Below are 13,543 nucleotides of genomic sequence, written 5' to 3'. Positions count from 1 at the left end.
CTCCACCTCCCGCCCGGGCTGAAGTGTGTCGCTGCGGGCGGGACTGTTAGCGCTCACTTTCCTGTGGCCGCGCTCAACGATGAGCAGGGAGACCCCATGAGTGACAACAACAGGACGACCCGAGGAAGCGGTGCACTGCGCCGCCTCGCCCGAGCCGGGGCGGCCCTCGCCGTCCTCGTCGGCGCTCTGGCCGGCGCCACCGCGACGAGCGGTGTGGCGCAGGCGGCCGCACAGGGCCCGTGCGACGTGTACGCCGCCGGCGGCACGCCCTGCGTGGCCGCGCACAGCACCACCCGCGCGCTGTACTCCGGCTACGGCGGGCCGCTCTACCAGGTCAGGCGCGCATCGGACCAGGCGCTCCGGGACATCGGCGTGCTGGGCACCGGCGGCTACGCCGACGCGGCCGCGCAGGACGCCTTCTGTGCCGGCACCGCCTGCGTGATCACCGTGATCTACGACCAGAGCGGTCGGCGCAACCACCTCACCCAGGCGCCCGGGGGCGGGGCCGCGTCCGGGCCGGACAACCTCGCGGACGCGACCCTGACGCCCACCACGCTGAACGGTCACCGGGCCTACGGCGTGTACGTGGCGCCGGGCACCGGCTACCGCAACAACCACACCTCGGGCATCGCGACCGGCGACCAGCCCGAGGGGATGTACGCGATCCTGGACGGCACGCACTACAACGGCGGTTGCTGCTTCGACTACGGCAACGCCGAGACGAGCAGCAACGACACCGGCAACGGTCACATGGAGGCCATCTACTTCGGGAACATCAAGGTCTGGGGCTACGGCACCGGTCCGGGCCCCTGGGTGATGGCCGACCTGGAGAACGGCCTGTTCTCCGGGGAGGGCGCGGGCTACAACGCCAACGACCCGACGGTGAACCACCGCTACCTGACGGCCATGGTCAAGGGCGCGCCGAACCAGTGGGCGATCCGCGCCGGTGACGCCCAGTCCGGCGGCCTGTCGACCTTCTACTCCGGACCGCGCCCGAACGTGGCGGGCTACAACCCGATGCACAAGGAGGGCGCGATCATCCTCGGCATCGGCGGCGACAACAGCAAGGGGGCCCGCGGCACCTTCTACGAGGGCGTGATGACCTCGGGCTACCCGTCGGAGGCCACCGAGAACGCCGTCCAGGCCAACATCGTCGCCGCCGGATACGCCAACTCCACGGCCACCACGGGGGCGTTGCGCGGCACCGGCTCGGGCAAGTGCCTGGACGTCCCGAACGCCTCCGCCACGGCCGGGACGCAGGCGCAGATCTACACCTGCTGGGGCGGGGCGAACCAGAGCTGGACGCGCACCGCCGACGGACAGCTCACGGTGAACGTCGCCGGCAGCACGCTGTGCCTGGACGCGTACGGCGGCGGGACGACCGACGGCACCAAGGCGGTGACCTGGCCCTGCAACGGTGGTGCCAACCAGCAATGGCGCTTCAACGCCGACGGCAGCGTCACCGGCGTCCCGTCCGGCCTGTGCCTGGACGTCGCCGGGGCGGCCGTCACCGATGCCACGGCCGTCCAGCTGTGGACCTGCTGGGGCGGCGACAACCAGAAGTGGACCCTCGGGTAGCACCCACCCCGGCCGGGCCTGGGCTCCGCGCACCTCCGGAGCCCGGGCACGGGCGTCCGCGCACCCCCGGAGCCCGGGCCCGGCCGGGCGGGGGAACGTCCAATGCGGCGGCCGGTTCGGGTCGGGCGCAGGCAGTGCGGCCCCAGTTCTTCCGGCAGCCCGGCGTGGTCCGCGTCAGTGGTGAGAACCAAGATCAGCTCGTGGAGCGGTCGGTGCCGGAGGCCTCGGGGTTCGCGGGCAGGGTCGCGGCGTCCCGAGCGGCGAGTTCTTCGCGGGTACCGACGAGGGCAGGTCCGCAGTTGGGAGGGAGACGGTGTTCTGGAGTACTACCTCCTACCGCGTGATCACTTCGGCCTGGTGACGCCGCAGCGCCACTTCCGTCGCGGCTCTCGCCCTCGCGCTGGTTCCCGCCGCCGGCCCGGTCGCAGCCGTCACAACCACCACGCCGTCGATCCCGGTCACCGCCCCGAGGCGGGCGACGCGCGAGCCTCGACCGCTGATCGGTGCGGTCCCGGTCGATCGGCACGGCAGACGGGTCGAGCAGCGCAGTCGCATCGTCCCCGAGGACTGCTGCCGTCTCCACCCGATCGAGGGACAAAACCCCGACTCGCCGGGGGCGGCAGGCCTGAGTGCATAGCCTGAGTCCGAATGACGGAGCGGCCATCGCTACCGCTCCGGCGGATGTGGCCCAGTAGGAGAAGCCCCGTATGACGCAGCCTTTCAAGCTTCCCGTGTTCTATCTGCCTTACCCGGCCCGGCTCAATCCCCATCTGGAGGAAGCCCGGGCCCATGCCAAGCGGTGGGCCCGCGAGATGGGGATGCTGGAAGGCGCTGGGGTCTGGGAGGAACACGACCTCGACTCCCACGACTACCCGCTGCTCTGTGCCTACACGCACCCGGACTGCGACGGCCCAGTGTTGTCGCTGGTGACGGACTGGTACGTGTGGGTGTTCTTCTTCGACGACCACTTCCTGGAGACCTTCAAGCGCACCCGGGACCGAAAGGGCGGTAGGGAGTACCTGGAGCGCTTGCGGGCGTTCATGCCGATGGACTTGGCGGCAGGATTCCCCGAGCCGACCAACCCGGTCGAAGCCGGCCTGATGGATCTGTGGGCCCGGACCGTACCCGCGATGTCGCGCCAGTGGACGGCGCGTTTCGCAGAGTCCACCGGCAGTCTTCTCGACGAGTCGCTCTGGGAGCTGTCCAACATCCGTAGGCAGCGCATCGCGAACCCGGTGGAATACATCGAGATGCGTCGCAAGGTCGGTGGCGCGCCGTGGTCGGCAGGGCTGGTCGAGTTCGCGGCCGGTGCCGAAGTCCCGGAAGCGGTGGCAGGCACCCGGCCCCTGCGGGTGCTCAGGGACGCTTTCTCCGATGCCGTTCATCTGCGCAACGACTTGTTCTCGTACCAGAGGGAGACGCAGCAGGAGGGGGAGTTGAGCAACGGCGTGCTGGTACTGGAGACCTTCCTGGGAACCACCACCCAGCAGGCCGCCGATGCCGTCAACGACCTGATCACCTCGCGGCTTCAGCAGTTCGAGCACACCGCGCTCACGGAACTCGCCCCGCTCTTCGCCGAACACGCTCTGGACGCCGCTTCCTGCGCGGCTGTGCTGGCCTACGTCAAGGGTTTGCAGGACTGGCAGTCCGGCGGTCACGAATGGCACCTGCGGTCCAGCCGGTACATGAACGCGGGCGGCTCCGCTTCATCCGCCACGATCGGCACCGGGACCTTCGGAATGGGCGGCCTCGGGACGTCGGCCGCCGCCCTCCGGACACTCGGTGTGCTGAGCAGCCCGGTGCGTCTCCGAAGCCGTTCACACGTGCCTTTCCAGAAGGTGGGGCCCTCTCAACTCCCGGACCTCCCGATGCCGTTCCCGGCCAGGATGAACCCGAACCTGGACGCTGCCCGCGCGAACGTGATCGACTGGGCGCACCGGGTCCGGCTGTTCGACGCGGCGCCCGGTGTTCCAGGAGAATACGTTTGGGACGAGCAGCAACTGCGCGAGTTCGACGGTGCCCTCTTCATGGCCGGCATCCTGTCGGACGCCGGCGCCGACGAGCTCGGCCTCGCCTCGATCTGGATGGCCTGGGGGTTGTACGCCGACGACTACTATCCCGCGATGTTCGGCCTGACCGGGAACCTGGTGGCAGCCCGACTGTGCCACGAACGGCTGCTCGCCCTGATGCCGCTCGACCCCGCAGCCACGGTGCCGGCTCCCGCGAACGCGCTGGAACGTGGGTTGGCCGACGCCTGGCCCCGGACGGCGGCCGGCATGGAAGCCGCAGCCCGAGCGGAGCTGCGTTCCACCATCGTGGTCATGCTGGAGAGCTGGCTGTGGGAGGTGGCCAACCGAGTCCACCATCGGATTCCCGATCCGGTCGACTACCTGGAGATGCGCCGTTCCACCGTCGCTTCCGAGCTGACCCTGACCATGCCCCGGCTGGTCGGAAAATGGGAAGTGCCGGAGGAGATCCGTTGCAGTTCCACGATGCAGGAGCTGGAGAAATCGGCAGCCGACTACGGGGCCTTGCTCAACGACATGTTTTCCTACCAGAAGGAAATGGAGTACGAGGGCGATTTCCACAATTCTCTGATCGTGGTGCAGTCCTTCTTCAACTGCGACTCCCCGGCTGCGCTGACCATCGTCAACGACCTGATGAACTCCAGAGTCGGCCAGTTCCGGCACGTCCTGGCCAACGAACTGCCGGCTCTGCTGGACGGCTTCGAGGGTGACCAGCAGAGCCGCGACGCAGTGGAGCAACAGATCGAGCTCCTCAAAGACTCCATGACCGCGACCCTCACCTGGCACCTGGCCACCGGCCGCTATCGGGCAGAGAATCTGCCCCGGCACTTCGCCCGTTCGCCCCGGCTCACGTTCCCTGCCGGACCGACCGGCCTAGGCACCTCTGCGGCTCGTCTCGTCACGACCTACCTGCATCCAGCCATGGCACAGCAGTAACGGTCGGGGCCGATACCGACGAAGCCGATCCGGGCTGCGCACGACTTCGCGCGTTCGGTCACCGAACGCGACCGGCCGACCCGATAGGGCGACGATCTGCGGCATCTGCCTCCATGGCGGGCTTGTGAGCGCTAACTTGGCAGTATCGGCAGGTGTCGGCGCCCTGAAGGGCTGGTATGAAGGGGAGCCGCCTGTCGAACCGAAGGTGACGGATTGGCCTGGACCTGGTCGCGTACTGTGGTCCAGAGCCGAGGAGGGGACTGCCAGTGGGAACCGACAGCACCGGGACTGAACAGCGCCAGCCCGTGATGGCGGACGTGGCGAAACTGGCGGGTGTCTCCCACCAGACGGTGTCCCGGGTGCTCAACGGCGCTCCGCACGTCCGGCCCGACACCCGGGACCGGGTGCTGGCGGCCATACGGGAGCTGGACTACCGGCCCAACTCGGCCGCTCGCGCGCTGGTCACCCGCCGCTCGCAGACGCTCGGCGTGGTCAGCTTCGACTCGACCCTCTACGGCCCCGCGTCGATGCTGGACGGGATCGAGCGCGCCGCGCGGAGCGCCGGGTACTTCGTGAGCGTGACCAGCCTGCGCTCCCTGGACGGCCGTTCGGTCCAGGAGGCCGTCGACCGGCTGCGCGACCAGGGAGTGGAGGGCGTCGTCGTGATCGCGCCGCAGACCTCCGCCGTCAGCGCGGTGGCCCGGCTCTCCAGTTCCGTGCCGCTCGTCGCCGTCGGGTCGGGCAATCAGACGCAGGTGCCCATGGTGTCGGTGAGCAACCGCTTCGGTGCCGGCGAGGCCACCGGACACCTGCTCGACCTCGGCCACCGCACCGTGCACCACGTGGCGGGGCCGGCCAACTGGCTGGAGAGCCAGGACCGCGAGGAGGGCTGGCGGCTCACGCTGAAGGCCGCCGGGGCCCCCGTGCCGGAGGTGCAACGCGGCGACTGGAGTGCCCGCTCGGGCTACCAGGCCGGTCTGCGGATCGCCGGACTGCACGACGTCACCGCCGTCTTCTGCGCCAACGACCACATGGCCCTCGGCCTGCTGCGCGCCCTGCACGAGGCCGGCCGGTCGGTCCCCGAGGAAATCAGCGTGGTCGGCTTCGACGACATCCCGGAGGCCGCCTACTTCACCCCGCCGCTGACCACCGTCCGGCAGGACTTCGGGGAACTCGGCCGCAAAGCCCTGGAACTGCTCGTCGGGGAGCTGGAGGGCGTGGCGCCCTCCCAGACCCATGTGCAGATCGCCCCGGAGATGGTGCTGCGCCATAGCGTCGGCCCCGCCGGGCGCTGGTGATCCGGTAGCCGGAGCGAGGGGCGGCGCACCACGCCGGGGCGCGGTCGTGCGCTCGACCGCCCCTCGGCTCCCGGCCCTGCGGATGAAACCTGCCTTGACAGCGCATATGTTAACGCTAACAATTCCTGTGAGCGCTAACAAACAGTGCTCCTCAACTCCGCCGGCGGGCAACGACATCGCCTCCGTCCGTCCGCCGGCGGTCCTCCTTCCGCCCTCCTCCGACGGAGCCGGCGGAACGGAGCCTGTCGCCGGTGCGCTCCGCCCTGCCCCGGATTTGGACCGCACCGGCGACAGGCGACAACACCGCCCTCCCGCACGAAGGATGAGGAAGTGACCGTGATTCCTGCCGCCCGGGACTCGGAGGGATACGTCGTCGGCGTCGACTTCGGCACCCTCTCCGGCCGCGCCGTGGTGGTCCGCGTGCGCGACGGCGAAGAGGTCGGCACCGTCGTCCACGACTACCCGCACGCCGTCATCGAGCGCGAGCTGCCCGGCACCGGCCGGCCGCTCCCGCCCGACTGGGCGCTCCAGCACCCCGCCGACTGGCGCGCCGTGCTGCGCACCGCCGTTCCGGCGGCGCTCGCCGACGCCGGCATCGACGCCGCCCAAGTCATCGGCATCGCCACCGACTTCACCGCCTGCACGGTCCTTCCGGTGCTCGCCGACGGCACCCCCCTGGCGGAGACGGCCGACTGGGCGCCGTACCCGCACGCGTGGCCCAAGCTCTGGAAGCACCACGCCGCCCAGGGCCAGGCGGACCGGATCAACGCCCTGGCGCACGCCCGCGGGGAGAAGTGGATCTCGCGGTACGGCGGCCGGATCTCCGCCGAGTGGCAGTACGCCAAGGCCCTGCAGGTCCTGGAGGAGGACCCGGCCGTCTACGCCGCCTGCGCCCGCTGGATCGAGGCCGCCGACTGGATCGTCTGGCAGCTCACCGGAGCCGAGAGCCGCAACACCTGCACCGCCGGCTACAAGGGCATCCACCAGGACGGCAGCTACCCGAGCGAGGACTTCCTGGGCGCGCTCCACCCGGGCTTCGGCGACTTCGCGCGCACCCGCCTGGAGCACTCGCTCGCCCCGCTCGGCTCCCGGGTCGGTTCCCTCACCGCACAGGCGGCGCAGTGGACCGGTCTGCCCGAGGGGATCGCCGTGGCGGCCGGCAACGTCGACGCCCACGTCGCCGCACCCGCCGCACGGGCGGTCGACAACGGCCAGCTCCTCGCCATCATGGGCACGTCCACCTGCCACGTCGTCAACGGCGCCACGCTGGCGGAGGTCCCCGGCATGTGCGGCGTCGTCGAGGACGGCATCGTCGCCGGCTCCTACGGTTACGAGGCCGGCCAGAGCGCCGTCGGCGACATCTTCGCCTGGTGGCTGCGCCAGGGCCTGCCCGCCGACTACCTGGCCGAGGCCGAGCGGAACGGCGAGGACCCGCACCAGCTCCTCACCCGCAAGGCCGCCGCCCAACCCGTCGGCGCCCACGGCCTGGTGGCGCTCGACTGGATGAACGGCAACCGCTCCACCCTGGTCGACCACCACCTCTCCGGAGTGATCGCCGGGCTCACCCTGGCCACCCGCCCCGAGGAGATCTACCGCGCCCTGCTGGAGGCCACCGCCTTCGGCACCCGCGTCATCGTCGAGGCCCTGGAGCTGGGCGGCGTCCCCGTCACCGAGTTCGTCGTCACCGGCGGCCTCAAGAAGAACGAACTGCTCATGCAGATCTACGCCGACGTGCTGCGCCGCCCGGTGTCGGTCGCGGAGTCGGAGCAGGGACCGGCACTCGGCTCGGCGATCCACGCCGCCGTCGCCGCCGGGGCCCACCCCGACGTCCGGACCGCGGCCGCCGCCATGGGCCGGGTGCGCACGGCGGCGTACCGGCCGGACCACACCTCCGCCGACGTGTACGACCGGCTCTTCGCCGAGTACCGGGCCCTGCACGACCACTTCGGCCTCGGTGCCGACAAGCTCCTGCACCGCCTGCGCGCCATCCGCAACGCCGCCCTCACCCCATCGAGCGAGGCCCTGTGAACGCGACCACCGACCTCATCCGCCAGCAGGTCAGCGAGCTCCACCAGGAACTCGTCCGCTACGGCCTGGTGGTCTGGACGGCGGGCAACGTCTCCGCCCGGATCCCCGGCGAGGACCTGCTCGTGATCAAGCCGAGCGGCGTCCCCTACGACGAGCTGTCGGCGCAGAACATGATCGTGTGCGACCTGGACGGCAACGTCGTCGAGGGCGACCACTCACCCTCCTCCGACACGGCCGCCCACGCCTACGTCTACCGCCACATGCCCGAGGTCGGCGGGGTGGTCCACACCCACTCCACGTTCGCGTGTGCGTGGGCCGCCCGGGGCGAGGCCGTGCCCTGCGTCCTCACCGCCATGGCCGACGAGTTCGGCGCCGAGATCCCGGTCGGCCCCTTCGCGCTGATCGGGGACGACTCGATCGGCCGGGGCATCGTGGACACGCTCAAGGGCCACCGCTCGCCCGCCGTCCTGATGCAGAACCACGGCGTCTTCACCATCGGCAAGGACGCCAAGGCCGCCGTCAAGGCAGCCGTGATGTGCGAGGACGTGGCCCGCACCGTCCACATCTCCCGGCAGCTCGGCGAGCCGCTGCCGATCGCCCAGGCGGACATCGACAGCCTCAATTTCCGCTACCAGAACGTCTACGGCCAGCCCCCGAAGGCCCGGTAAGGAGTCACCCCCATGACGTCACTCGCGGGACGCGAGATCTGGTTCCTGACCGGCAGTCAGGGACTCTACGGCGAGGAGACGCTGCGGCAGGTCGCGGAGCAGTCGCAGCGGATCGCCGGCGCACTGGGTGCCGACCCCGCGCTGCCGGTCGAGATCGTCTGGAAGCCCGTCCTCACCGATGCCGCCGCCATCCGCCGCATCTGCCTGGAGGCCAACGCCGAGGACCGGTGCATCGGCCTGATCGCCTGGATGCACACGTTCTCCCCGGCGAAGATGTGGATCGCCGGCCTGGACGCCCTGCAGAAGCCGCTGCTCCACCTGCACACCCAGGCGAACGTCGAACTGCCCTGGCAGTCCATCGACATGGACTTCATGAACCTGAACCAGGCCGCCCACGGCGACCGCGAGTTCGGCTACATCCAGTCCCGCCTCGGCGTCGCCCGCAAGACCGTCGCCGGACACGTCACCGACCCCGCCGTGACCGCCCGGATCGCCTCCTGGGCCCGCGCCGCCGCCGGCCGCGCCGAACTGCGCGGCCTGAAGCTCGCCCGCTTCGGCGACAACATGCGCGACGTCGCCGTGACCGAGGGCGACAAGGTCGAGGCCCAGCTCCGCTTCGGCGTCTCCGTCAACACCTACGGCGTCAACGACCTCGTCGCGGCCGTGGACGCCACGGCCGACGCCGAGGTCACCGAACTCGTCAAGGAGTACGAGGACAGCTACCACCTCGCGGCCGAGCTGCGGGTCGGCGGGGAGCGCCACGAGTCGCTGCGCTACGCGGCGCGGATCGAGCTCGGCCTGCGGGGCTTCCTGGAAGAAGGCGGCTTCAAGGCCTTCACCACCAACTTCGAGGACCTCGGCGGGCTGCGGCAGCTGCCCGGACTGGCCGTGCAGCGGCTGATGGCCGACGGCTACGGCTTCGGCGGCGAGGGCGACTGGAAGACCTCGACGCTGCTGCGCACCCTCAAGGTGACCGCCACCGGCCTGGCCGGCGGCACCTCCTTCATGGAGGACTACACCTACCACCTGGAACCCGGCCACGAGCTGATCCTCGGCGCGCACATGCTGGAGGTCTGCCCGAGCATCGCGGCCACCACCCCCTCCTGCGAGATCCACCCGCTCGGCATCGGCGGTCGCGAGGACCCGGTCCGCCTGGTCTTCGACGCCGAGCCCGGCCCCGCGGTCGTGGTCGGCCTCGCCGACCTGGGCGACCGCTTCCGGCTGGTCGCGAACGACGTCGACGTCGTCGAGCCGCCGGCGCCGCTGCCCAACCTGCCCGTGGCCCGCGCCGTCTGGAAGCCGCGTCCGGACCTCCACACCTCCGCCGAGGCGTGGCTGACGGCCGGTGCGCCGCACCACACCGTGCTCTCCGGCGCGCTCGGCACCGAGGAACTGGAGGACCTGGCCGAGATGCTCGGCGTGGAGCTCCTGATGATCGACGAGGACACGTCCATCCGCCGGTTCACGAAGGAGCTCCGCTGGAACCAGGCCTACCACCGCCTGGCCCAGGGGTTCTGACCCGCCGACCCCCCGCCGCCCGGCGGCCCCGCCGACGACGCCCGCCCGCACGGCGGGCGTCGCCGTCCCCGCACCGCACCGCACCGAACGCAATGGAGTAGGACCCGTGCCGAGAGACGCCCTCATATCCCACGGCGAAGTGACGGTGACCCAGGAGCCCGCCGCGGCACTGCCGGACGGTCGGCGGATCACCCGATGGACCTTCGGGGCGCCCGAGGGCGTGACGGTGGAGGTGCTGAGCCTGGGTGCCCGCCTCCAGGCCGTGCACGCGCCGGACCGGGACGGGCGGCGGTGCAACGTCGTCCTCGGCTGCGAGGACGTCGAGGACCTGCTCGGGGAGGCCGCGTATTTCGGAGCGACGGTCGGCCGATACGCCAACCGGATCGCCGGCGGGGTCCTGCCCCTCGACGGTACGAGGCACCGGCTGGCGGTCCAGGACGACGGCCACACCCTGCACGGCGGGCCGGACGGCTTCGCCACGCGGCTCTGGGACGGCGTGGCGGTCCGGGAGGGCCGTCGGGCCGGGGTCCGGCTGCGGCTGCACAGCCCTGACGGCGACCAGGGGTTCCCGGGCGCCCTCACCGCCGAGGTGATGTACCTCCTCGACCCGGCCGGGGACCTCTTCATCGTCTACCGCGCCGCCGCGGACGCGCCGACGGTCGTCAACCTCACGAACCACGCGTACTTCAACCTGGCCGGCGAGGGCTGCGGAACGGTGCTCGACCACCTGCTCCAGGTCGAGGCCGCCGGGTACCTCCCGGTGGACGGTGAACTGATCCCGTTGGGGCCCGTCCTGCCCGTCGCCGGCACGCCGTTCGACCTGCGCGAGTCCCGGACGACCGCGGACCGCGTCGCCGACGGACACCCGCAGATCCGCCGGGCCGGCCAGGGCTTCGACCACACCTGGGTGCTCGGCGGGAGGGGCTTCAGGAAGGCCGCCGTGCTGAGCCACCCGGCCAGCGGCCGGCGGGTCGAGTGCTTCACGATGGAGCCGGGGCTCCAGGTCTACACCGGGAACCACTTCGACGGCTCGCTGACCGGCCGCTCCGGCCGCCCGTACCCCGCTTACGCGGGCATCGCGCTGGAGACGCAGCACTTCCCGGACTCGCCCAACCGGCCCGAGTACCCGTCCACCGTGCTGCGCCCGGGGGAGGAGTACGGCTCGATGACGGTCTACCGCTTCCTGTCCGAGTAGGAGGGCCCGGGCAGGAGGGCCCGAGCGGGAGTACCGGAGTAGGAGTGCCCGAGCGGGAGCACCCGGTCGGGTGGTGAACGGGGGCGGTGGGCTCGGCGGAGCCCACCGCCCCCTTTTTTTCAGCAGTCAGCGGGCGACGAACACCCGCACGTCCCAGGCGTTCAGGGAGACCGACCCTCCGGACGCCACCGCGGTGCCGTCCAGGACGTCGGTCAGCTCGACGGGCGCCCGGACGTCGGCGGGCTGCCAGCTCCAGTTGTGGACCACGTGGACGCGGCGTCCGTCCGGGGAGGTTCCGGTCGTCGCGGTGACGGAGGCCGGCAGGTCCCGCCAGCCGCTCGCGGGAACCGGAGCCAGCCAGGCGGCCAGCTCCCGGGCGAGGTCGCGGCCGGGCACGGTGCCCACGCAGGTGACCCGGCCCTCGCCGTGGCGGCGGGTGGTGACGGCGGGCCAGCGGCCGAAGTGGGGGTGCTCGTAGCCGGCCAGCACCGTGGCGTCGGTGGCCGTGAGGCCCTCCACCCAGCGGGTGGCGGTGGCGCCCGCCGGTAGCTCCAGCGGACTGCCCGGGGCGGTGCGCAGCGGGAGGCCCGAGGTCAGGTTGCTGAATTCGTCGTACCGGACGCCGGCGGCGGCCGTGAGGCGCGGCGGGGCGGTCTCGTGGCGGGCCCGGGCCTCGTGGTCGGCGTAGCCGGTGCGGGGGCCGAGGACGAGGTGGCCGCCGGCCTCGGCGTAGGCGGCGAGCCGGTCGAGCAGGGAGTCCTCGGCGAGGTAGAGCCCGGGGACGATCAGCACGGGGTGGCGTCGCGCGGCCTCGGCGGGTGCGAGGCCGTCGTGGAGCTGTCGGGCGTGCAGGATCCGCACCTGGCGGCCGGCCTCGAACGCGCCGCGGTAGAAGGGGTCGAAGATGCGGTGGTAGGAGGCCGGATCCGGATCGCCGTTCGTCCGCGCCAGCGGCGGGTACTTCTGCATGAGCCATTTGCTGGGCATCGAGTAGACCATCGCGATGTCGGCATCGGGCTCGATCCCGGCGACCAGCGGCCCCGCGGTCTCGAACTCGGCTCCGAGCCGGGCGAGTTCGGCGTAGATCCGGCCGGGCTTGCCGCTGTGCGGCAGGATCCCGCCCCAGTACGTCTCGGCGCCGAAGTGCAGGGTGTGCCAGTGCCAGTACTCGATCATCCGCGCACCGCGCGAGACGAGTGCCCAGGCGGCCTGGCGCCACTGGCCGTCGAAGGCCGGCCGGTTCTCCGAAGTGCCGCTGATGGCCTGGGCGTTGGTCTCGGTGACGAGGAACGGTTCCTGGCGCGAGGAGAAGATCCGGTCGGCGCTCTGGTACAGGGCCCACACGCCGGTGGTCTTCCACCACTGCTCGTGGTCGTCGGGCGTGGTGTCGGGCAGTGCGAGGGCGTCCTGCATGTCGTAGTACGGGTTCCCCGCGGTGACGTCCAGGGCGTCGGTGATCTCGTCGTCCTCCATCGCGGGGTGGTTGTAGGCGAGGCAGGTGGTGACGAACTGGTCGGGGCGGGCGTACTCGCGGGTGATCGCGGCCTGCCAGGCGATGAACTCGGTGGTCTGGCGGGCCTGGAACGCCCGCCAGGCGACGTCGTACTGCGGCTGCTGGTTGCCGTCGGGGTGCCACAGGTCGGCCCAGGTGGAGAGCCGGTGCGACCAGTAGACCAGGCCCCATTCCCGGTTGAGGGTCTCCACGTCGCCGTAGGTGTGGCGCAGGTGGTCGACGAACCGCTGGAAGACGCCGTGGTTGTGGGGCAGCCGGAGGCCGGGTTCGTTGTCGACCTGGAAGCCGATGACGGCGGGGTGCGCGGCGTGGCGGCCGAGGATCGCCCGGGTGACGCGTTCGGCGTGGTAGCGGAAGGCGGGGTGGGAGAAGTCGGCCTCCTGGCGGGCGCCCCAGCCCATGCGCTGCCCCGTCGCCCGGTCGCCGGCGATCTCGGGGTACTGCCGGGCCAGCCACGGCGGCACGGCGTAGGTGGGGGTGCCGAGGACGACCGCGATGCCGCGCTCGTGGGCGCCGTCGAGGACGGGGGTCAGCCAGTCGAGCTCGAACCGGCCGTTCTCCGGCTCCCAGGTCGACCAGACGGACTCGCCGACCCGGATGACGGTGAACTTCGCCCCGGCCATCAGGTCGAGGTCTTCCTTGAGCCGTTCGTACGGCTGGTACTCGTGGTAGTAGGCGGCGCCGAACAGCACGCGCGGGGGCAGCGGGAACATGGGTGCACCTCGGAAACGTGAAGAGGCCCCGGCCGGCGGGAGGCGGCAGCCGGGGCGGGAGGGACCGGG

8 protein-coding genes are annotated in these 13,543 nt (G+C 71.4%); 7 read left to right on the top strand and 1 reads right to left on the bottom strand.

The annotated features are described in order from the left end of the window. Nucleotides 1–96 precede the first annotated feature (96 nt). From ACFXDE_RS02670 to ACFXDE_RS02640, 7 genes are all read left to right on the top strand, one after another. A complete protein-coding gene (locus ACFXDE_RS02670; RefSeq protein ID WP_380490152.1) occupies nucleotides 97–1,578 on the top strand; it encodes an arabinofuranosidase catalytic domain-containing protein in 1,482 nt (493 codons plus the stop codon). A 707-nt stretch (nucleotides 1,579–2,285) separates the two neighbouring features. Continuing rightward, the gene (locus tag ACFXDE_RS02665) at nucleotides 2,286–4,541 is read left to right on the top strand and encodes a germacradienol/geosmin synthase (protein WP_380490149.1); all 2,256 of its coding nucleotides are present in this window, start codon (nucleotides 2,286–2,288) and stop codon (nucleotides 4,539–4,541) included. Between the two features lie 308 nt (nucleotides 4,542–4,849). Beyond that, entirely contained in the window at nucleotides 4,850–5,839 is a 990-nt protein-coding gene (locus tag ACFXDE_RS02660; RefSeq protein ID WP_380490445.1) for a LacI family DNA-binding transcriptional regulator, read from the top strand. A 330-nt stretch (nucleotides 5,840–6,169) separates the two neighbouring features. Further along, nucleotides 6,170–7,867 carry a ribulokinase gene (locus tag ACFXDE_RS02655; RefSeq protein WP_380490147.1) on the top strand — a complete coding sequence of 566 codons (1,698 nt, stop codon included), beginning with the start codon at nucleotides 6,170–6,172 and terminating at the stop codon, nucleotides 7,865–7,867. Next, entirely contained in the window at nucleotides 7,864–8,535 is a 672-nt protein-coding gene (locus ACFXDE_RS02650; RefSeq protein WP_380490145.1) for an L-ribulose-5-phosphate 4-epimerase, read from the top strand. The genes ACFXDE_RS02655 and ACFXDE_RS02650 overlap by 4 nt, the downstream gene beginning before the upstream one ends. Nucleotides 8,536–8,547: 12 nt before the next feature. Further along, the gene (gene araA / locus ACFXDE_RS02645; protein ID WP_380490143.1) at nucleotides 8,548–10,053 is read left to right on the top strand and encodes an L-arabinose isomerase; all 1,506 of its coding nucleotides are present in this window, start codon (nucleotides 8,548–8,550) and stop codon (nucleotides 10,051–10,053) included. 139 nt (nucleotides 10,054–10,192) lie between these two features. Further along, nucleotides 10,193–11,248 (top strand): aldose epimerase family protein, encoded by a 1,056-nt coding sequence (locus tag ACFXDE_RS02640; RefSeq protein ID WP_380490141.1) that lies wholly within the window; start codon nucleotides 10,193–10,195, stop codon nucleotides 11,246–11,248. 126 nt (nucleotides 11,249–11,374) lie between these two features. On the opposite strand, the gene ACFXDE_RS02635 is transcribed toward ACFXDE_RS02640, so the two are convergent. Beyond that, nucleotides 11,375–13,474, bottom strand: a complete 2,100-nt coding sequence (locus tag ACFXDE_RS02635) for a beta-galactosidase (protein WP_380490139.1) — start codon at nucleotides 13,472–13,474, stop codon at nucleotides 11,375–11,377. Nucleotides 13,475–13,543 lie beyond the last annotated feature (69 nt).

The sequence above is a fragment of the Kitasatospora sp. NPDC059408 genome (assembly GCF_042751525.1).
GTDB lineage: Bacteria > Actinomycetota > Actinomycetes > Streptomycetales > Streptomycetaceae > Kitasatospora.
This window is presented reverse-complemented; position numbering and strand designations above follow the sequence as displayed.